We start from the raw sequence: 18,226 nt of genomic DNA, 5'->3' as shown, positions 1-18,226 counted from the left end.
GGGCGCCTCTATAAACCAAGGCGCCGCCTTTGTCGATCCGCTGGCAGGAGTGGAGGGACTCGAACCCCCAACCCCCGGTTTTGGAGACCGGTGCTCTAGCCGATTGAGCTACACTCCTCCGGCGGATCACAGGGGGCGCATGCCGCCCCCTGGAACCTATTAATCCACGACGGCGGCGACGACGCCGGCGCCGACGGTACGGCCGCCTTCCCGGATGGCAAAGCGCAGCTTCTCTTCCATCGCGATCGGCGCAATCAGCGTCACGTCCATCGAGATGTTGTCGCCCGGCATCACCATCTCGGTGCCCTCAGGCAACGTCACAACACCCGTCACGTCCGTCGTCCGGAAGTAGAACTGAGGACGGTAGTTCGTGAAGAACGGCGTATGACGCCCGCCCTCTTCCTTCGTCAGGATGTACGCCTCGGCCTTGAACTTCGTGTGCGGCTTGATCGAGCCCGGCTTGCACAGAACCTGTCCGCGCTCCACGTCCTCGCGCTTCGTGCCACGCAGCAGAACGCCCACGTTGTCGCCCGCCTGGCCCTGGTCGAGCAGCTTGCGGAACATCTCAACGCCCGTCACCGTGGTCTTCACCGTCGGCTTCAGGCCCACGATCTCCACTTCCTCGCCAACCTTGACAATGCCGCGCTCAACACGACCCGTCACCACCGTGCCACGGCCCGAGATCGAGAACACGTCCTCGATCGGCATCAGGAACGGCTGGTCCACCGGACGCTCCGGCTGCGGGATGTAGGCGTCCACCTCGTCCATCAGCTTGAGAACCGCATCGCGGCCGATCTCAGGCGAACGGTCCTCCAGAGCGCAAAGAGCCGAGCCCTTCACGATCGGGATGTCGTCGCCCGGGAAGTCGTACTTCGACAGCAGTTCGCGGACTTCCAGCTCCACCAGGTCGAGAAGCTCGGCGTCGTCGACCATGTCGACCTTGTTCATGAACACCACCAGAGCCGGAACACCGACCTGGCGCGCCAGAAGGATGTGCTCGCGGGTCTGCGGCATCGGGCCGTCGGCCGAGGACACCACCAGGATCGCGCCGTCCATCTGCGCCGCGCCCGTGATCATGTTCTTCACATAATCCGCGTGCCCGGGGCAGTCGACGTGGGCGTAGTGGCGGTTGGGCGTCTCGTACTCCACGTGAGCCGTCGAGATCGTGATGCCGCGCGCCTTCTCTTCCGGCGCCTTGTCGATCTGGTCGTACGCCGTAAACTGCGCCCCGCCCTTCTCCGCCAGAACCTTCGTGATCGCTGCCGTCAGCGACGTCTTGCCGTGGTCAACGTGACCAATCGTGCCAATGTTGCAGTGCGGCTTGTTCCGCTCAAACTTTTCCTTCGCCATTGATTTCTACCTTACAGAGGCCAGGAACGAAAAAACTCAGGGCGTCCCGATATTGCGGTTATGCTCTTTGCGCAAGAGCCAATTTCGAAATCGGTCCATGAAGGGCTGAAGAAGCCATCCGTCTGAGACCGCCCGGGCCGAATGAGGACGCCGACGCGCCCCGCCTGCGCCTAATGAGGGGATCAACCCGGCAAATTGCAAGATCGCCCCACGGGCCGCCGGCCGCCCGGCAGGAAGCGGAACTCCAGCCGCTACCGATCACATTCCTTGCGAATCAAGAAATTCTGCGAGGGGGGCTTAGCTGGATTGGGCAGGATTTGAAGGAAGGGCCGTTGGAGCGGGTGAAGGGAATCGAACCCTCGTATTCAGCTTGGAAGGCTGCTGCTCTACCATTGAGCTACACCCGCTCGAACGCCAATCCTAACATAGTGGGCGTTGGGTGGTGGGGGAAGTAGGACTCGAACCTACGAAGGCGTAGCCAGCGGATTTACAGTCCGCCCCCTTTGCCGCTCGGGACATTCCCCCATGAGCCAACCGTAACGCACAGCGCCAGGGCCGTTCACCCGACCAGCGAACCGAAGCCCGCCAGCCGTGGGCGCCCTTATGGTGACCTGCTCGAACGGTGTCAACCGTCAAAACCAACATCGTGCCGAGACTTTTGCCATGGCTGTGATATGCGCACCGGACATCAGTGCAGAGATTCGACCATGAGCGAGCGCCCCTACTCCCGGAAACCCCGGTTCGGCCGACCCTCCGGGCGCCCTGCCGGCAAGGGAGGCCGCCGCGACGCCGGTCCCCGGCGCCAGCATGACCCGGACGGACCGACGATTCTCTACGGCTGGCATCCGGTGGCCGAAGCTTTACGCAACGGCAAGCGCAAGCTGCACCGCCTCCTGGCCACGGAAAACTCCCTGCGCCGCCTCGAGGAAGAACTGGGAGTCCCGCTGCCGCTTCAGCCCGAGATCGTCCGGCCGGACGAGATCAACCGTCTCGTCGAGCCCGATGCGGTCCACCAGGGTCTCTACCTGGAAGCCGATCCCCTCGTCTCGCCCACCCTCGATACCCTCAGCGGCGAGCGCGTGGTTCTGGCCCTCGACCAGATCACGGACCCGCACAATGTGGGCGCCATCGTGCGCAGCGCCGCGGCCTTCGACGTGGAGGCGATCATCACAACAGCCCGGCACAGCCCGGCCGCCACGGGCGTGCTCGCTAAATCCGCCTCGGGGGGCCTCGAGCACGTGCCGTTCCTCGTCGTGCGTAACCTCGGGGATGCCCTTACGACCCTGGGAGAGCGCGGATTCCAACGGATCGGCCTCGACTCGGATGGGGACGGGCAGATCGACGAAATGACCCTCAGAGCTCCCGTCGTGCTGGTTCTCGGGTCCGAGGGCAAGGGCCTGCGCCAGCGGACCCGGGATTGCTGCGACACCGTCGGCCGTCTCGACATGCCCGGAGCCATCAAGAGCCTCAACGTATCGAACGCCGCCGCCATCGCCCTCTATGCGGTCACCCGGGGCCTGCAGCGCGGCGGCGCTTAAGCAATCGAGCTGCAGCTAAAGTATATGCTGCCTGTGAATTGTACGAAGAGAAGCACCTAACCTTAGACTGAAGTCGCAAATACGAATTGGGAATTGTATAGAAACCGTCCGGCGTTAGCTTTCCCGACGATGAAGTTTGTCCGCTGCGCGTCCGGCCGTTTGGCCCGAAGCGTTCAGCATCAAACCCTCAGAACCATACGACAAGGCCCGGAAAACCGGGCCGATGGTGAACTTCAGAAGGGAATTGCTCATGGCGACAGTTACAGCCAGTCCAGGGACGGCGGCCTCGCCCCGCCCCATGACCAAGGAGGAAAGGAAGGTCATTCTGGCCTCCTCCCTCGGCACGGTCTTCGAATGGTACGATTTTTATCTCTACGGCTCCTTGGCCACGATCATCGGAGCCCAGTTCTTCTCGGCCTTCGACGTCACGACCCGTAACGTCTTTGCCCTCCTGGCCTTCGCGGCCGGCTTCCTGGTCCGTCCCTTCGGCGCGATCTTCTTTGGGCGGATCGGCGACCTCGTCGGCCGCAAATACACCTTCCTCGTGACCATCCTGATCATGGGCTTCTCGACCTTCCTGGTCGGCCTGCTGCCGAGCTACAACCAGATCGGCTGGATCGCACCCGTCATCCTCATCGCCCTGCGCATGCTCCAGGGTCTCGCCCTGGGCGGCGAGTATGGCGGCGCGGCGGTCTACGTGGCCGAGCACGCACCCGTCGGACGCCGGGGTTTCTACACGAGCTTCATCCAGATCACGGCGACCGTGGGCCTTCTGCTTTCCCTCGTCGTGATCCTCGTGCTGCGCACGTGGATGGGCGAGCAAGGCTTCCAGACCGGTGAGGGCTGGCCCATCGCCGGCTGGCGCATTCCGTTCCTGCTTTCGGTGCTGCTGCTCGCCATCTCGGTCTGGATTCGTCTCCAGATGAACGAATCGCCTGCCTTCAAGAAGATGAAGGAGGAAGGGACCCAGTCGAAGGCTCCGCTGAAGGAAGCATTCGGTCATTGGCCGAACATGAAGATGGTGCTCATCGCCTTGGTCGGCCTCGCCATCGGTCAGGCCGTGGTGTGGTACACGGGCCAGTTCTACGCCCTGTTCTTCCTCCAGAGCATCCTCAAGGTCGACCTGCTGACCTCGAACGTGCTGATCGCCTACTCGCTGATCATCGGCACCGGCGGCTTCGTGTTCTTCGGCGCCCTGTCCGACAAGATCGGCCGTAAGCCGGTGATTCTCGGCGGCTGCCTGATCGCCGCGATCACCTACTTCCCGCTCTTCCATGCCCTCACCGGCGTGGTCAGCCCGCGCCTGGAACAGGCGCTGGAAACGGTGAAGGTCCAGGTCGTGGCCGATCCCGCCACCTGCGGCTCGGTGTTCGACCCGGTCGGCATCCGTACCTTCACGGCTCCCTGCGACGTGGCCCGCGTGGCTCTTGCCCGCTCGGCCGTGAAGTACGAGTTGGTCCCCGGTGCCGCCGGTACGCCCACGAAGGTTACCTTCAACGGCACCGAGGCGCCCGTAGCTCCGGCCATTCCGGCCAACATCACAGCCTTCACCGAGGCTGCGTCCGTGGCGGGCTATCCGAAAGCTGGCGATCCGAGCATCGTGAAGGTCAGCGGGTTCTTCGCTGCCTTGGGCAACGCGCAGGCGCTCAAGGCCATCGGCATCCTCACCATCCTGGTGATCTACGTCACGATGGTCTACGGCCCGATCGCGGCGGCCCTGGTCGAATTCTTCCCGACCCGCATCCGCTATACCGCCATGTCCCTGCCCTACCATATCGCCAATGGCTGGTTCGGCGGCTTGCTGCCACCCACGGCCTTCGCCATGGTGGCCGCGACCGGCGATATCTATTATGGCCTGTGGTACCCGATCGTCATCGCCATGATCACCTTCGTGGTCGGCCTCCTGTTCGTGCCGGAGACCAAGGACCGTGACATCATGACCTTCGAGGGCACGGCTCGTCGCTGAGGCCCGCAAGACATGTAATGTCTGACGATGCGTCAAAATGGAAAGCCCCGCCACCGGCGGGGCTTTTCGCTTGGGCGACCTGGCTCTGGGCCGATCAATAGCAGGTGGTAACCTTGCGAACGATCCAGCCTTCGTCCTGCACCCAGAGCTTCTTGCGCGAGCGCTGGCAGTTCGAGGGAAGCTCGTCGGTGGTGATCGACGACGTCGTCTGTGGATCCTTGGCCGCCATCGCCTCTTGGGCCTGAGCAATGGCCTTGTGCTCGAGGCCATGGCCCGCGCGGGCCGGTTCGGCGAAGGCCATCAGACCGAAAGCGACCGCCAGGCCCGCGAGCGCCGCGAGGCCCGCCCGGATCGAATAAAATGTCACTGTAACCCCCTGGAATGTCCCGAGAAAATCAACGTCGGACGATAATTCCCGAGATCCCGCTTGGTTGCGGTGTTGAAGCGCACTTTATTTTGATGCTAAGGGGAACCTTCGTGCCGTTTCACACACAGCCCTTCGTGTCGCCGAGCTTGTGCTCGTTCACTCAGGGACGTGGGATGTCGCACACACATGATCGAATCCGGCTGGACACCTGTGGTTGCCGGATTTTGACCGAGCGAACATTTCCAACCGAATGTTCGATCAGCCGGCGTAGCACAGCGGTAGTGCAGCGGTTTTGTAAACCGAAGGTCGGGAGTTCGATCCTCTCCGCCGGCACCATATTCCATCCACCGAGTGCCGTGTCCGGGCACGACAGACGCCCTCCAATGTCTCCTAGCGGATCTGCTCCTTGCCCCAGTTCTCGCGGGTCGCCTGCTGTGACGCCTGCTTTTCGCTCTGGGTCAAACGGCGCTGGCGCTGTCCGAAGAAAAACACTGCAAGGCCGAGCAGGATCGGGCCTCCCACGATGACGAGCCCCCACAATAGACCTTCCATCTCGATACTCCTGTCGCATGACCGATCGACCGCATGGGTCTGCCTGAGGGGCTAACCGGCCTCGGATGGGGAGGTTCCAAAGAACGGCTACGAACGGGAGCGTTCTCCCGATGCCGTGTTCCCTGTTCAGGTTCGAGGCGCTAAAGCGGGATCGTTCGAGAGGGCAGCCATGCGTCACACCGTTAGCGACCCGACAGACGTCCGGATCGAGCCCTATCGCTCCGTCAGGGAACGCGACCTCGTCGGCCGGCAGGATCGCTTCATCGCCGAGGGCGAAGTGGTCCTGAGGGTCCTGCTCTCGCAATCCCGCTTCGAGGTCGAATCGCTGCTGATCGGCGAGAACCGGATCGATTCCCTGGCCGAGCTCCTCGCCGGAATCCCGGCCGAGATACCGGTCTACGTGGCAGGCCGGCCCGTAATGGACGCCATCGTGGGATTTCCGATCCATCGCGGGGTTCTGGCCCTCGGGCGGCGTGGCCCCGAGAAGGAGCCCGCTGACTTTCTGGCGCGACTGCCTCGCCGCGCTCTGGTCGTGGGTCTCGTGGGACTGGCCAATCACGACAATGTCGGCGGCATCTTCCGGAATGCGGCAGCCTTCGGTGCCGATGCCGTTCTGCTCGACGGCGAGAGCTGCGATCCCCTGTACCGCAAGGCGATTCGCGTCTCCGTCGGCGGGGCGCTAAGGGTGCCGTTCCTGAGGGTTCCGCACGCGACCGACATGGTTCGGCTCCTGAGGGAGGCCGGATTCGACGTGATCGCCCTCTCGCCCGCGGGCTCGCTCCGCCTGAGCGAGGTGCGCCGGGCGCCCCGGACGGCGGTTCTTCTCGGTGCGGAGGGACCCGGGCTGCCACAGGAGGTTCTCCAGGAGACGCGCACCGTCACCATCCCCATGAGCGGCGGCTTCGATTCGCTGAACGTTGCCACCACCAGCGGCATCGTCCTGCACCATCTTTCTCAGCCGGATGCGACCGAGTAAGGCCAAGCTCGCTCAATCGTGAAGCTTAGATCCCTTGAAGGGGCGGGCTTCACTTCTAGCATCCCGCCTGTTCGACCGGAGAGAACGCCCCATGTCCATGACACGCCGCTCGGTCCTCGCAGGCACAGCCCTCGCGATGGCGACCCCGTTTGGAGAATTCGCCTTGGCACAATCGACCCCCGCAACGTCCCAACCCTCCGGCATGGGCTCCCCGAGCGCCCAGGCGCCGGGCTTCTATCGCTACAAGGTGGGAGACATCGAAGTCACCGCCGTGAACGACGGTTTCGCGAAGCGGCCGCTTGAGGGCTTCATCAAGAATGCGGAGCTGGCCGCCGTGCAGAAGGCGGCCGCCGAGGCTTTCCTGCCCACGGACGCGCTCCCCATTACGTTCACTGGCCTCGTCCTGCGGCAGGGCGACCGCGTGACCGTGATCGATACGGGCAACGGCGAGTTCGGCAGCCCGACCTCCGGCAACTGGATGAAAAACTTCCGCGCAGCCGGCTTCGACCCGTCCCAGGTGACGAACGTGGTGATCAGCCATTTCCACGGCGACCACATCAACGGCCTGCGGGGCAAGGACGGCAACCCGACATTCCCCAAGGCGGAAATAGCGGTTCCGGAGGCCGAGTGGGCCTTCTGGATGGACGACGCCCGGATGAACCAGGCGCCCGAGGCCATGAAGGGCGCCTTCCAGTCCGTCCGACGGGTTTTCGGCCCCAACGCCGCCGACGTGAAGCGCTACGGGTGGGACAAGGAGGTAGTTCCGGGCCTGACCAGCGTCAACGCAGTCGGCCACACGCCGGGCCACACGGCCTATATGCTCTCGTCGGGCAATGGCAAGCTGATGATCATGTCGGACGTGACCAACCACCCGGCTCTCTTCGTCCGCAACCCCGACTGGGCCGCCATCTTCGACATGGACGCCGAACAGGCGCGCAAGACCCGTCATCGCATGCTCGACATGGCCGCGTCCGAACGGGCCCAGGTGGCCTTCTATCACGCACCCTTCCCGGCCACGGGCCACATCGCCAAGGACGGCAGCGGCTTCCAGTTCGTGCCAGTGCAGTGGATGCCGGTGATCTGAGCAGGCTCATCCTGCCGGACGGCAAGACTTGGCCGTCCGCAGGACGATGCCCTCAACTCCGGGGGCAGCCCTCCGGAGCCATTTCACGACACGCGACGGGCTGTTCCTCCAGGGCAGCCCGCCTCATCCCACCGTCGCTTCTGGAGCCAGCGTCGAGGCCGTGAGCCAAGCCAGGGTCCCGGAATCGGCCCCTGCCGGCTCGATGAACAGGATCACGGGCGTTTCGTAGGGGTGCTGCGCCTTGAGGGCCGCGTATACCTCCTCCTGGCGCGTCTTCACGGTCTTCAGGATGGCGACGACCTCCTGGCTCCGCTCCACGTGCCCTTTCCACATGTAGACCGACGCCATCCCGGGAAGCACGTTCAGGCAGGCGATGAGCTTCCGGCGGACCAAGTCCTCCCCGACCGAGAGCGCCGCATCGCTGTTGGGAAACGTCGTATAGACGAGAAGTGGGCGCTCCATGCTATGCCTCTGTCGTGTGCATCGCCCGGCCCGTGAGTCCCGCTCTCAGGCAGACGTGCGCCAGGGGTGACCGGGGCCGATCCGAAACTGGAGCCGTCTCCCGGATAGGGTTCGCTGACAAGGGTATCCGGGCATGGCTCGCCGTTTCAACCATGTGGCATTCATCGCCAGCCCGACGCCGGATGCGCAGAGCGCGCTCCAGGCGCTGACGGAGAGGTATCCCCATGTGGAGCCGGAGGCGGCCGACGTAATCGTGGCCCTCGGCGGCGACGGCCTGATGCTGCAGACCCTTCACCGATTCATGGGCTCCGCCAAGCCGATCTACGGCATGAACAAGGGCACGGTCGGGTTCCTGATGAACGAGTTCCAGGAGGACGCCCTGTTCGACCGGCTCGAGGAGGCCCATCGGAGCGTGGTCCACCCGCTGCTCATGGTGGCGTGGGACGTGAACGGCGAGACCCATACGGCCCGGGCCATCAACGACGTCTACATGCTCCGCCAGACGTACCAGGCCGCCAAGCTCCGGGTGAGCGTCGATTCGCGGGTGCGGCTGACCGAGCTCATCGCCGACGGCATCCTGATCGCGACCCCGGCGGGCTCGACCGCCTACAACCTCTCCGCCAACGGCCCGATCCTGCCCTTGAACGCCCCGCTCCTGGCCCTAACGCCGATCTCGGCCTTCCGGCCCCGCCGCTGGAGGGGCGCCCTGCTGCCGGACTACGCCCATATCCAGATCGAGGTGCTCGAGCCCGACAACCGCCCCGTCAGCGCGGTGGCGGACCATACGGAGTTCCGGCGGGTGTCGCGCATCCATGTTTCCATGGACCGCAGTATCGACCTCGTGCTGCTGCACGACCCCGGCCACAGTCTCGATGAGCGCATCCTGCGCGAACAATTCGGCTATTGATCAGCATACAAATAGGGAGGAACCGGCATGAACCCGGATCATGAAAAACATCCGCGCGGCGGCCTCTACTTCGAGGATTTCGAGATCGGCACGACCATCCGCCACCGCCTGACCCGAACGGTGACGCAGATGGACAACATGCTGTTCTCCAACATGACCCTGAACCCTCAGCCCCTCCACATCGACGCCCATTTCTGCGCCACCGAGACGGAATGGGGCAAGCCGCTCATGAACTCTCTGTTCACCCTCGGCCTGATGATCGGCATCTCGGTGAACGACACCACGGTGGGCACCACCATCGCCAATCTCGGCATGACGGACGTGACGTTCCCGGCGCCCCTGTTCGAAGGCGACACGATCAACGTCACCACTGAGATTCTGTCCAAACGGGAGTCGAAGTCCCGTCCCAACGCGGGGATCGTGGACTTCCGGCACCGAGCCTACAAGCAGGACGGCACCCTCGTGGCCGAGTGCCGCCGCCAAGCCTTCATGCTGAAGCGCAAGACCGAAGGAGCACAGGCCTGATGCGGTCCCTCCTGTTCGTACCCGGCGACAGCGCCCGAAAGCTGGAAAAGGGACTGTCGTCCGGCGCCGATGTTCTCCTCATCGACCTGGAGGATTCCGTGGCGTTGTCGGCCAAGGAGGAGGCCAGGCGCACGACCCTCGCCTTTCTCCAGTCGGCCATGCCGCAGGCCGATCGCCCCCGGCTCTTCGTGCGGGTCAACGGCCTGACCACGGGCCTGACCGATGCCGACCTCGACGGCGTCATGCCGGCGTCGCCTGACGGACTCGTCCTGCCGAAAACCGTCGGCGGGCCGGACGTCTCGCATCTTGGCGCCAAGATTGCCGTTCGCGAGGCCGAATACGGGCTCAAGGACGGCGGCACCCGCATCCTCGCCATCGCGACCGAGAACGCCCGCGGGGTGTTCGCGCTGGGCACATTCGCGGGCGCGAGCCACCGCCTGATGGGTATCACCTGGGGTGCCGAGGACCTGTCCGCCGATCTCGGAGCCGAGACCAACAGGCGGGAGGACGGCGCCTATGCCGACCCCTATCGGCTCGCCCGCTCGCTGACCCTCCTGGGCGCCGCCGCCGCCGAGGTGGACGCCATCGACTCGGTCTTCACCACTTTCCGCGACCTCGACGGTCTCGCGAGGGAATGCCGGGACGCGCGCCGGGACGGCTTCGTGGCCAAGATGGCGATCCATCCGGCGCAGGTGCCCGTCATCAACGACGCCTTCACGCCATCGAAGGAGGCTCTGGACCGGGCCCAGGCCGTGGTCGATGCCTTCAAGGCCAATCCCGGCGTGGGCGTGGTGGGGATCGAGGGCGAGATGCTGGACCGGCCGCATCTGACGCGCGCGGAGCGATTGCTGGCACGGGCCGAAAAGCGTTGAAGGCGGGTTGCCGCCTCACCTTCCCCTGGAGGGGGGAAGGTCGTCGCGCAAGCGGCGGGATGGAATGGGACACGCGACCTTACCAAACGGGGTGATTCTACCCCACCTCGGCCTTCGGCCGATCCTCCCCCTCGAGGGGAGGATCGGCCAGTCGCTAGAAATCCGCCTACGTCCCCGGCCGCCGGATCGAGAACTTGGTCTCCGCCGTCGAGACGAAATAATCCCGGTAGCCGGCGCGGGCGATGGGCTGCATGGCGGCCGTATCCACGAGGCCGTTCACGATGAAGCGGTCGTCGATGTAGATGCCCACCACCTGGCCGACCACGAGCCAATAGGCCGGGTCCCCGCCATCCAGCGGCGTCAGCGGCACGGTCTGGAGCCACTTGCATTCCAGTGCCGCGGGAGCCTCGGCCACGCGGGGCGGCTTCACGAGAGTCGACGGGGCGGCCGTCAGGCCTGCGTGGATCATCTCGTTGGCGCCTCGGGGCAGGACGGCCGAGGTGGCGTTCATCTGGTCCCTGAGGTCCCAGGTGGCGAGGTTGCAGACGAATTCCTTCGTCTCCTCGATGAAGGTCACCGCGTCCTTCCGGCCGCCGGACGAGAAAGCCACCATGTGGGGATTGTCCGACACGGCGTTGAAGAACGAATAGGGCGAGAGGTTGATCTCGCCCTTGGCGCTCAGGGCCGTGATCCAGCCGATCGGCCGTGGGGTCACGATGGCCTTGAAGGGATCGTGCGGCAGGCCGTGATCGTTGATCGTCGCGTCGTAGAACATAGCTCAGAACCGGGTGACGATGGTGGCGAGATCCGGTCGGGCCCGGTCCGTAGGCGTCTCCCGAGGCACGCCCACATGGATGAAGCCCGCCAGCCGCTCGCCGGGGTTCAGGCCCAGGGCGTCGAGGACGCGGCGGTCGAATGCTGCCCACCCGGTCAGCCAGATCGCCCCGAAGCCCATCGCCGCGGCGGCGTTGAGGAGGTTCATGCAGACCGCGCCCGCCGACAGGACCTGCTCCCAGTCCGGGATCTTGGCGTGAGGCACCACGTTCGACACCACCGCCACCACCACGGGCGCATGGGTGTAGCGATCGAGCTCAGTCTTGACCTTCTCCGGATCCACGCCAGGATTGTCGGCCTGGAAGGCGGCTGCGGCGATCTCGCCCAGACGGGCGCGGGCCTCGCCCTCGATCACGATGAACCGCCAGGGCACCAGCTTGCCGTGGTCCGGGACCCGGGCGGCGACCGTCAGGAGGGTGTCGAGCTGTTCGGGGGTCGGACCGGGTCCGCCCAGCCATTTGGGCGGCACGGAGCGGCGCTGCTGCAGGCGGTCGAGGCTTTCGTTCATCGGGCTTTCATCCGGGTCGAATTAGTGTGAAGATGGAAGGAGAGAGCGGCTGGCATGGGCCTGCCCGGAGGGGCATCGTCATGCTGTCGCCGTCTTTCTGCGTTTGAGGGACCGCCGAGTTCCTAAGAAACCCGCTGCGACAATAACCAAGAGCAGCGACTGTATAGGGGGAGCGTGCTGGCCCGCCAAGCCGGTATTCGGTCCTGAGGAAGACAGGTCGACCGGCCCGCCCGTCACGGTGGCGTCCGGCCATCGTCCTGCGCCCCCTGCAGTCCCGATCCGACCCCGCTCCCCACGAGGCCGACGCCAGATCGGCCCGGTGAGCCGGCTGGGCATCACGAACGACGATGATGAGCACATCCATTTCCGGAGCCTTCGAGCCCTCCCGTTCCGTCTGGACGAGCCGCCAGACCGTCACGGCGCTGCTGCTCATCCTCGCCCTCTGGGCCGTGGCGGCCGCCGTGTGGCCGCTGACGGGCGCCGTCGTGCCCTGGGATTCCAAGAACCAGTTCTACCCGACCCTGCGGTATCTGGGGGCTGCCCTGAAGAACGGCGAGATGCCGCTCTGGAACCCGTATCATTTCAGCGGACATCCCTCGGCGGCCGACCCGCAATCGCTCCTGTTCACCCCCACGATGATGCTCTTCGGCTGGCTCGTCCCCGAGCCGTCCATGCAAGCCTTCGACGTGGTGATCTTTGCCCATTTCCTGCCTGGCGCGCTGGCCTTCGTGCCGCTGTTCCGCCGCCGGGGCTGGCATCCGGCGGGCGCGGTGATCGCGGCGCTGATCTTCATGCTCGGCGGCTCGGCCACGGCCCGCCTCCAGCACACGGGCATGATCCTGAGCTACGGGTTCTTCCCGCTGGCCCTGCTGCTCCTGGAGGAGGCGCTCGACCGTCGGTCCTATCTGTTCGGCATCCTGTTCGCCGGCGTGGCCGCCATGATGGTGATCGGGCGCGACCAGGTCGCCTTCCTGTGCGCCCTGACCCTCATCGCCGTGGCTTTGCAGCGGATCTGCGCGGCGAATGCGCCCCTCGCCTACCTGAGGTCCCGGCTTGGGATCCTGCTCGCGATGGGGTTCGTCGGCGCGGCTCTCCTGGCGGTGCCGGTCATCCTGACCCTGCAATTCCTCAGCACCTCCACCCGGCCCTCCTTCGGGTACGGCGTTGCGGCCATGGGGTCCCTGCCCCCGGAAAGCCTCGCGACGATCCTGTTCGGCAACATCTTCGGCTCGCTTCGCTGGACCTACGATTACTGGGGTCCCGACTGGCACAGCGTCACGGAAGGCACCTGGACCGACCGGGCGACCAACTATCTCTTCGCCGGCACGATTCCGGCCCTCCTGATCCTGTGGCACGGCATTGCGGGCGGACGCCTCCTGGCGCGGGAGTTTCGGTTCTTCCTGGTCTTCGGCCTCGTGGTCCTGCTCTACGCTCTGGGCCGCTACACGCCGGGCTTCGGCTTGGTCTTCGACTACGTTCCAGGCGTCGATCTCTACCGTCGCCCTGCGGATGCGACGTTCCTGATCAACATTTTCCTGGCTTTCGCGGCAGGCTATCTCGTGCACCGCTACGCCACCGACGGACTTCCCCGTTGGAGCCCGGGGCGCCTGCCGGCCGTTCGCTTCGCCTTGCCGGCCTTGGCCGTGATCCTCGCGGCCGCCGCCCTCGCCGGCGCCCTCGCCTTCGCGGCCAAGGCCGGCCAAATGGCTCCCGCCTTGCAGGAGGTCGGGATCGGACTGGTCTTGGCCGCCGCCGCCCTGGTTCTGATGGCGCGTTTCGGCTCCTCTTCCCGCTGGCGCACCGCCGCCGCGCTCGTGCTGGCCGTCGTGACGGGCGGCGAGTTGATCGGCCGCCATGCGGCCTCCGCCCTCAACGCCGAGCCCAAGGAGCGCTACGCCGTCTTCGAACAGCTTCCGCCGGAGCAGTTGCAGGGCTTGGCGGTCCTCAAGGCCGAGCTCGCCAAGCGGCATGCGGACGGCGAGTATCCCCGGGTCGAGATCCTCGGCATGCGCGGTCCCTGGCAGAACGCTTCCATGGTTTTCGGCATCGAGGACATCATCGGCTACAATCCGTTGAGGCTCGCCGATTACGAGCGCGCGGTCGGGCCGGGCGAAAACGCCGAGGACCCCAACCTGCGCACCTTCCCGGCCACCTTCCGGGGCTATCAGTGCCGCCTCGCGAGCCTGCTGGGCCTGGAATATCTGGTTCTCGACCGCCCGATCCAGAAGCTGCCGCGCCATTTCCCGCGCCTGTCAGGGGCGGAACCGCTCTACGGGTCCGGCCAGATGTGGGTCTACCGGCTGAACAGCGAGAGCCCCCGCGTTTACGTCGCCCAGAAGGTGACCCCGGTGGATTCCGAGGCCGCCCTCGATCAGCAGGAGCTGCCCGAGTTCGACCGCGCTTCGGAGGTCCTGGTCGATACGGACAGCATGAAGGCCCTTGGCGGCACCTATGCCGAGGCGCCCGTCGAAAAGGCTGCCAGCAAGGCCCGGATCGTGAAGTTCGAGCGCAACGCGCTGACCATCGAGGTCGAGACCGACCAGCCCGGCGTGCTGGTCCTGCACGACATCTTCTATCCGGGATGGGAAGCCACGGTGGACGGCGTTCGCCGCCCCATTTTGCGCGCAAATCTGCTGTTCAGAGGGGTCGAGGTCGGAAAGGGACGGCACGTGGTGCAGTTCGACTTCCGTCCCACGTCGCTGGAGAATCTCATTGCGGCCGCCACCGAACTCGTCGACAACGACGAGGAGCCGGTGAGGACCGTTGCGGCCGCGGCGCGTTGAGGCGCTTCGGCCCGAGGATGGTGGCAGTCAAGGTGAACAAGCTTTTCCCGATCACGACCCTGTTCGGCTTCCTGAGCGCGGGCGCCGCCCTGGCCCAGGGCGCCACGCCGTCCCTGGGGCCCACCCCTCCGCCGGTGGCGGGCGGGCAGGTCATCGTCAACACGGCGGCGGCCTTCGCCGAAAGCGGGAAACCCATCACGTCGGGCCTCGTCTGGCGGGTCTACGAGGACAAGGGCGATGTCACCCAGCCCCTCATCGTGGCGCGGTCGAGCAGCCCCACGGCGCGCTTCGCCCTGCCGTCCGGCAACTACATCATTCATGCGGCCTACGGGTTCGCGGGCGCGTCCAAGCGCATCAGTGCCCAGACGGGGACCCTCAACGAGCGGCTCACCATCAGTTCCGGCGCCCTCCGCCTCAAGGGTGCCGTGGGCGACTCACCCATTCCGGGTAACCAGCTCAGCTTTTCGGTCTATGTCCCCGTCGGTTCGAACTCCGAAGGAAGGATGATCCTGTCGGGCGGCCATGCCGGCGATATGATCCGCCTGCCCGAGGGCACATACCACGTGGTGTCCACCTACGGGGACGCGAACGCGATCATGCGGGCGGACCTGAAAGTGGAGACCGGACGCGTCACGGAAGCGACCCTGAACCACCGGGCCGCCACGGTCACCCTCAAACTCGTGGCCAGCGAGGGCGGCGAAGCCTTCGCCGGAACCGCCTTCAGTGTCCTGACCCCCGGCGGCGACGTGATCCGTGAGGCGATCGGCGCATTCCCGTCCGTCACCTTGGCGGAGGGCGACTACGTTCTCATCGCCCGCCACGACGGGAAGGTGCAGACCCGCGAGTTCAAGGTCGAAAGCGGCCTCAACCGGGATATCGAGATCATCGCCCAGAAATGAGGGCCGGGAGAGCCCGGCGGCGCAGGCTGCCGCCGAGCTCTCCGGTCACAGGTCAGGCCACGGTCCGCTCGACCACGTGATGGCCGTCGAGGGTCACATGGCCCCCGGGCTCCGACACCGCCTTCGCGGCGCGCCTGCGGTCGGGCGAGATCGCCTCGTCGGACAAAACCTTGAGGGCCTCCTCGAGGCTCATGGTCGTCTGGTCGGGGCTGCCCAGGCGCCGGATCGAGACGGTGCGCTCCGCGGCTTCCTTGCGGCCGACCACGAGCAGGACAGGCACCTTCACCAGCGAGTGCTCGCGGACCTTGTAGTTGATCTTCTCGTTGCGAAGATCGGCCTCGACGCGCAGGCCCGCCGCTTCCGCGGCCCGTATCACGTCCTGCGCGTAGGCGTCGCCGTCGGACGTGATGGTGGCCACAACGACCTGGGTCGGCGCGAGCCAGAGCGGGAAATGACCGGCGAAATGCTCGATCAGGATGCCCGTGAAGCGCTCCATGGAACCGCAGATGGCCCGGTGGACCATGCAAGGGGTCTTCTTCTGGCCGTCGGCGTCGACGTAGAAAGCCCCGAACCGCTCCGGCAGATTGAAATCCACCTGCGTGGTGCCGCACTGCCAGTCGCGCCCGATCGCGTCGCGCAGGACGTACTCGAATTTCGGCCCGTAGAAAGCGCCCTCGCCGGGATTGATCCCGGTCTTGATGCGTCCTCCGGACTGCTCCTCGATCTGCTTCAGGACGCGGGTCATCACCTCTTCGGCATGGTCCCACATCTCATCCGTGCCGACCCGCTTCTCGGGCCGGGTGGACAGCTTCACGACGATCTCCTCGAAGCCGAAATCCGCATAGGTCGAGAGGATCAGGTCGTTGATCTTCAGGCATTCGGACGCCAGCTGGTCCTCGGTGCAGAACACGTGCGCGTCGTCCTGCGTGAAGGCGCGCACCCGCATCAGGCCGTGCAACGCCCCGGACGGCTCGTAGCGTGAGACCGCGCCGAACTCGGCCAGCCGCAGCGGCAGGTCGCGGTAGGACTTCAGGCCGTGCTTGAAGATCTGCACGTGGCCGGGGCAGTTCATCGGTTTGATGGCGAAGACGCGATCGTCCTCGGTCTTGGTGACGAACATGTTCTCGCGGTACCAGCCCCAGTGGCCCGACGTCTCCCACAGGGCCTTGTCGAGGATCTGGGGAGCGTTGACCTCCTGGTAATCGCCCTTGAGGCGGCGGCGCATGTAGCTGGTCAGCTCCTGGAACAGCGTCCAGCCCTTGGCGTGCCAGAACACGACGCCCGGTCCCTCCTCCTGGAAGTGGAACAGGTCCATCTCGCGACCCAGGCGGCGGTGGTCCCGACGCTCGGCTTCCTCAAGCTGCCTGAGGTAGCCGTCGAGGTCCTCCTGGGAGGCCCAGGCGGTGCCGTAGATGCGGGTGAGCATCGCGTTGTTCGAATCGCCGCGCCAATAGGCGCCAGCCACTTTCATGAGCTTGAAGGCGGTGCCGATCTTGCCCGTGGACGCCATGTGCGGGCCGCGGCACAGATCGAACCAGTCGCCCTGGAAGTAGATCTTCAGGTCCTGGCCTTCCGGGATCGCATCGATGAGCTCGAGCTTGTAGTCCTCACCCTTGTCCTTGAAGATGCTCTTGGCCTTGTCGCGGCTCCACACTTCCTTCGTGAAAGGCCTATCGCGGGCGATGATCTCCCGCATCTTGGCCTCGATGGCGGGGAAATCCTCGGGGGTGAACGGCTCGTTGCGGGCGAAGTCGTAATAGAAGCCGTTCTCGATCACGGGACCGATGGTCACCTGCGTTCCCGGGAACAGCTCCTGCACGGCCTCGGCAAGCACGTGCGCGGCATCGTGCCGGATCAGCTCCAGGGCGCGCGGGTCCTCGCGGTTGAGAAACTCGATCCTGGCGTCGCGGCCGATCGGATCGGCCAGGTCCGTCACGGTGCCGTCCAGCGCCATGGCGACAGTGCGTTTGGCCAGCGACTTGGCAATGCTGTCCACAACCGCGCGGCCGGTGGTTCCGGGCTCGTACTGGCGCTGGTTGCCATCGGGAAATGTGAGGGTAATCATCAATGGGTCTCCTGGCTCACTCCTGCCAACAAAGCAGGTAAGCGGGGGCCGACGGGTGCGGGGTCGAAGCGCGGTCAGTCGCCGTCAGGTTCGACCGCCTCGCAGGTGACCGCAGGGGCATTCACGCCTCGCCAACGGCCATAGGCCCAGGGCTTATACCAGCCGGATCGTTCGGGCAATGTTTCAGGAACGAGGTCGAGCCCCGACGTCCCGAACGGGCCACAGCGGCAGATCCGCGCGAATCCGATCCAGCCCCCAGCCCAGAATCCATGTCTCTGAATGGCCTCGTCGGTGTAATCCGAGCAGGATGGCAGGTGTCGGCACTGGCGGCCGACCAGCCCCGACAAAGTGAGCTGGTAGCCGCGGATCGCCACATGGGCCACACGGCGGGGAAGATGCTTGGCCGAGGCTTCCATGAATCCGTCTCCAACCTCTCCCCTGTCCCAGTTCAAGCGGCAACCGCGTCCTGAGGTTGCAACCCCGTCGTGCCGACCGGCGCCCTTCAACCACCGCTGCGTGGAAGGCGAACCTGAAAGTA

Annotated in this window: 17 protein-coding genes and 4 tRNA genes; 10 read left to right on the top strand and 11 right to left on the bottom strand. The window is 65.5% G+C overall.

The window, feature by feature from the left end:
- Window positions 1-41: 41 nt before the first annotated feature.
- The 4 genes from ILT42_RS18655 to ILT42_RS18640 form a co-directional block, all read right to left on the bottom strand.
- Window positions 42-118: transfer RNA gene (locus ILT42_RS18655), tRNA-Trp, on the bottom strand.
- A gap of 41 nt (window positions 119-159) precedes the next feature.
- The gene (gene tuf, locus ILT42_RS18650; protein WP_204217286.1) at window positions 160-1,350 is read right to left on the bottom strand and encodes an elongation factor Tu; all 1,191 of its coding nucleotides are present in this window, start codon (window positions 1,348-1,350) and stop codon (window positions 160-162) included.
- Between the two features lie 333 nt (window positions 1,351-1,683).
- A tRNA-Gly gene (locus ILT42_RS18645) sits at window positions 1,684-1,757 on the bottom strand.
- A gap of 33 nt (window positions 1,758-1,790) precedes the next feature.
- Window positions 1,791-1,875 (bottom strand) — tRNA-Tyr (locus tag ILT42_RS18640).
- Between the two features lie 182 nt (window positions 1,876-2,057).
- Between ILT42_RS18640 and ILT42_RS18635 the strand changes: the two genes are divergently transcribed.
- Window positions 2,058-2,888, top strand: coding sequence for a TrmH family RNA methyltransferase (locus ILT42_RS18635; protein ID WP_204217278.1), 831 nt, complete (start codon window positions 2,058-2,060; stop codon window positions 2,886-2,888).
- Window positions 2,889-3,138: 250 nt separating this feature from the next.
- Entirely contained in the window at window positions 3,139-4,854 is a 1,716-nt protein-coding gene (locus ILT42_RS18630; protein WP_204217276.1) for an MFS transporter, read from the top strand.
- 94 nt (window positions 4,855-4,948) lie between these two features.
- Here ILT42_RS18630 and ILT42_RS18625 read toward each other — a convergent pair whose 3' ends face one another.
- The gene (locus ILT42_RS18625; protein ID WP_204217275.1) at window positions 4,949-5,221 is read right to left on the bottom strand and encodes a hypothetical protein; all 273 of its coding nucleotides are present in this window, start codon (window positions 5,219-5,221) and stop codon (window positions 4,949-4,951) included.
- Window positions 5,222-5,482: 261 nt separating this feature from the next.
- Here ILT42_RS18625 and ILT42_RS18620 point away from each other — a divergent pair.
- Window positions 5,483-5,557, top strand: a tRNA-Thr gene (locus tag ILT42_RS18620).
- Between the two features lie 54 nt (window positions 5,558-5,611).
- On the opposite strand, the gene ILT42_RS18615 is transcribed toward ILT42_RS18620, so the two are convergent.
- The gene (locus ILT42_RS18615; protein ID WP_204217274.1) at window positions 5,612-5,773 is read right to left on the bottom strand and encodes a hypothetical protein; all 162 of its coding nucleotides are present in this window, start codon (window positions 5,771-5,773) and stop codon (window positions 5,612-5,614) included.
- A 169-nt stretch (window positions 5,774-5,942) separates the two neighbouring features.
- On the opposite strand from ILT42_RS18615, the gene ILT42_RS18610 reads away from it, so the two are divergent.
- Both ILT42_RS18610 and ILT42_RS18605 read left to right on the top strand, forming a co-directional pair.
- Window positions 5,943-6,749 (top strand): TrmH family RNA methyltransferase, encoded by an 807-nt coding sequence (locus ILT42_RS18610; RefSeq protein WP_204217273.1) that lies wholly within the window; start codon window positions 5,943-5,945, stop codon window positions 6,747-6,749.
- A gap of 91 nt (window positions 6,750-6,840) precedes the next feature.
- A complete protein-coding gene (locus ILT42_RS18605; RefSeq protein WP_204217272.1) occupies window positions 6,841-7,833 on the top strand; it encodes an MBL fold metallo-hydrolase in 993 nt (330 codons plus the stop codon).
- A gap of 123 nt (window positions 7,834-7,956) precedes the next feature.
- Here the strand turns inward: ILT42_RS18605 and cutA are convergent, their stop codons facing one another.
- Window positions 7,957-8,295, bottom strand: coding sequence for a divalent-cation tolerance protein CutA (cutA, locus tag ILT42_RS18600; protein ID WP_204217271.1), 339 nt, complete (start codon window positions 8,293-8,295; stop codon window positions 7,957-7,959).
- Window positions 8,296-8,428: 133 nt separating this feature from the next.
- Between cutA and ILT42_RS18595 the strand changes: the two genes are divergently transcribed.
- Genes ILT42_RS18595 through ILT42_RS18585 form a run of 3 tightly spaced genes read left to right on the top strand, consistent with a single transcriptional unit; the run spans window position 8,429 to window position 10,599 of the window.
- Complete coding sequence (locus ILT42_RS18595; protein ID WP_204217270.1) at window positions 8,429-9,202, top strand: NAD kinase; 774 nt, start codon at window positions 8,429-8,431, stop codon at window positions 9,200-9,202.
- Between the two features lie 27 nt (window positions 9,203-9,229).
- The gene (locus ILT42_RS18590; RefSeq protein WP_204217269.1) at window positions 9,230-9,727 is read left to right on the top strand and encodes a MaoC family dehydratase; all 498 of its coding nucleotides are present in this window, start codon (window positions 9,230-9,232) and stop codon (window positions 9,725-9,727) included.
- A complete protein-coding gene (locus ILT42_RS18585) occupies window positions 9,727-10,599 on the top strand; it encodes an HpcH/HpaI aldolase/citrate lyase family protein (RefSeq protein WP_204217268.1) in 873 nt (290 codons plus the stop codon). Before ILT42_RS18590 ends, ILT42_RS18585 begins: the two co-directional genes overlap by 1 nt.
- A 166-nt stretch (window positions 10,600-10,765) precedes the next feature.
- On the opposite strand, the gene ILT42_RS18580 is transcribed toward ILT42_RS18585, so the two are convergent.
- The gene (locus tag ILT42_RS18580; RefSeq protein WP_204217267.1) at window positions 10,766-11,374 is read right to left on the bottom strand and encodes a flavin reductase family protein; all 609 of its coding nucleotides are present in this window, start codon (window positions 11,372-11,374) and stop codon (window positions 10,766-10,768) included.
- 3 nt (window positions 11,375-11,377) lie between these two features.
- Window positions 11,378-11,941, bottom strand: a complete 564-nt coding sequence (locus ILT42_RS18575) for a nitroreductase family protein (RefSeq protein ID WP_204217266.1) — start codon at window positions 11,939-11,941, stop codon at window positions 11,378-11,380.
- Between the two features lie 350 nt (window positions 11,942-12,291).
- Here ILT42_RS18575 and ILT42_RS18570 point away from each other — a divergent pair, with 350 nt between their 5' ends.
- Entirely contained in the window at window positions 12,292-14,724 is a 2,433-nt protein-coding gene (locus ILT42_RS18570; RefSeq protein ID WP_204217265.1) for a hypothetical protein, read from the top strand.
- Window positions 14,725-14,741: 17 nt separating this feature from the next.
- Complete coding sequence (locus ILT42_RS18565; RefSeq protein ID WP_229428753.1) at window positions 14,742-15,623, top strand: hypothetical protein; 882 nt, start codon at window positions 14,742-14,744, stop codon at window positions 15,621-15,623.
- Between the two features lie 52 nt (window positions 15,624-15,675).
- On the opposite strand, the gene thrS is transcribed toward ILT42_RS18565, so the two are convergent.
- Window positions 15,676-17,688 (bottom strand): threonine--tRNA ligase, encoded by a 2,013-nt coding sequence (thrS, locus tag ILT42_RS18560; protein ID WP_204217263.1) that lies wholly within the window; start codon window positions 17,686-17,688, stop codon window positions 15,676-15,678.
- Window positions 17,689-17,762: 74 nt separating this feature from the next.
- Complete coding sequence (gene yidD, locus ILT42_RS18555; protein WP_204217262.1) at window positions 17,763-18,104, bottom strand: membrane protein insertion efficiency factor YidD; 342 nt, start codon at window positions 18,102-18,104, stop codon at window positions 17,763-17,765.
- Window positions 18,105-18,226 lie beyond the last annotated feature (122 nt).

Origin of the sequence: Microvirga pudoricolor (assembly GCF_016892705.1) — a bacterium.
Classification (GTDB): Bacteria; Pseudomonadota; Alphaproteobacteria; order Rhizobiales; family Beijerinckiaceae; genus Microvirga; species Microvirga pudoricolor.
This window is presented reverse-complemented; position numbering and strand designations above follow the sequence as displayed.

Excerpts from the sequence above, each read along its gene's own strand:
- ILT42_RS18570 (WP_204217265.1), top strand. The coding sequence starts at position 12,292 with ATGAGCACATCCATTTCCGGAGCCTTCGAGCCCTCCCGTTCCGTCTGG.
- cutA (WP_204217271.1), bottom strand. The coding sequence starts at position 8,295 with ATGGAGCGCCCACTTCTCGTCTATACGACGTTTCCCAACAGCGATGCG.
- ILT42_RS18590 (WP_204217269.1), top strand. The coding sequence starts at position 9,230 with ATGAACCCGGATCATGAAAAACATCCGCGCGGCGGCCTCTACTTCGAG.
- ILT42_RS18615 (WP_204217274.1), bottom strand. The coding sequence starts at position 5,773 with ATGGAAGGTCTATTGTGGGGGCTCGTCATCGTGGGAGGCCCGATCCTG.
- tuf (WP_204217286.1), bottom strand. The coding sequence starts at position 1,350 with ATGGCGAAGGAAAAGTTTGAGCGGAACAAGCCGCACTGCAACATTGGC.
- yidD (WP_204217262.1), bottom strand. The coding sequence starts at position 18,104 with ATGGAAGCCTCGGCCAAGCATCTTCCCCGCCGTGTGGCCCATGTGGCG.
- ILT42_RS18565 (WP_229428753.1), top strand. The coding sequence starts at position 14,742 with ATGGTGGCAGTCAAGGTGAACAAGCTTTTCCCGATCACGACCCTGTTC.
- ILT42_RS18595 (WP_204217270.1), top strand. The coding sequence starts at position 8,429 with ATGGCTCGCCGTTTCAACCATGTGGCATTCATCGCCAGCCCGACGCCG.
- ILT42_RS18585 (WP_204217268.1), top strand. The coding sequence starts at position 9,727 with ATGCGGTCCCTCCTGTTCGTACCCGGCGACAGCGCCCGAAAGCTGGAA.
- ILT42_RS18610 (WP_204217273.1), top strand. The coding sequence starts at position 5,943 with ATGCGTCACACCGTTAGCGACCCGACAGACGTCCGGATCGAGCCCTAT.
- ILT42_RS18580 (WP_204217267.1), bottom strand. The coding sequence starts at position 11,374 with ATGTTCTACGACGCGACGATCAACGATCACGGCCTGCCGCACGATCCC.
- thrS (WP_204217263.1), bottom strand. The coding sequence starts at position 17,688 with ATGATTACCCTCACATTTCCCGATGGCAACCAGCGCCAGTACGAGCCC.
- ILT42_RS18630 (WP_204217276.1), top strand. The coding sequence starts at position 3,139 with ATGGCGACAGTTACAGCCAGTCCAGGGACGGCGGCCTCGCCCCGCCCC.
- ILT42_RS18575 (WP_204217266.1), bottom strand. The coding sequence starts at position 11,941 with ATGAACGAAAGCCTCGACCGCCTGCAGCAGCGCCGCTCCGTGCCGCCC.
- ILT42_RS18605 (WP_204217272.1), top strand. The coding sequence starts at position 6,841 with ATGTCCATGACACGCCGCTCGGTCCTCGCAGGCACAGCCCTCGCGATG.
- ILT42_RS18635 (WP_204217278.1), top strand. The coding sequence starts at position 2,058 with ATGAGCGAGCGCCCCTACTCCCGGAAACCCCGGTTCGGCCGACCCTCC.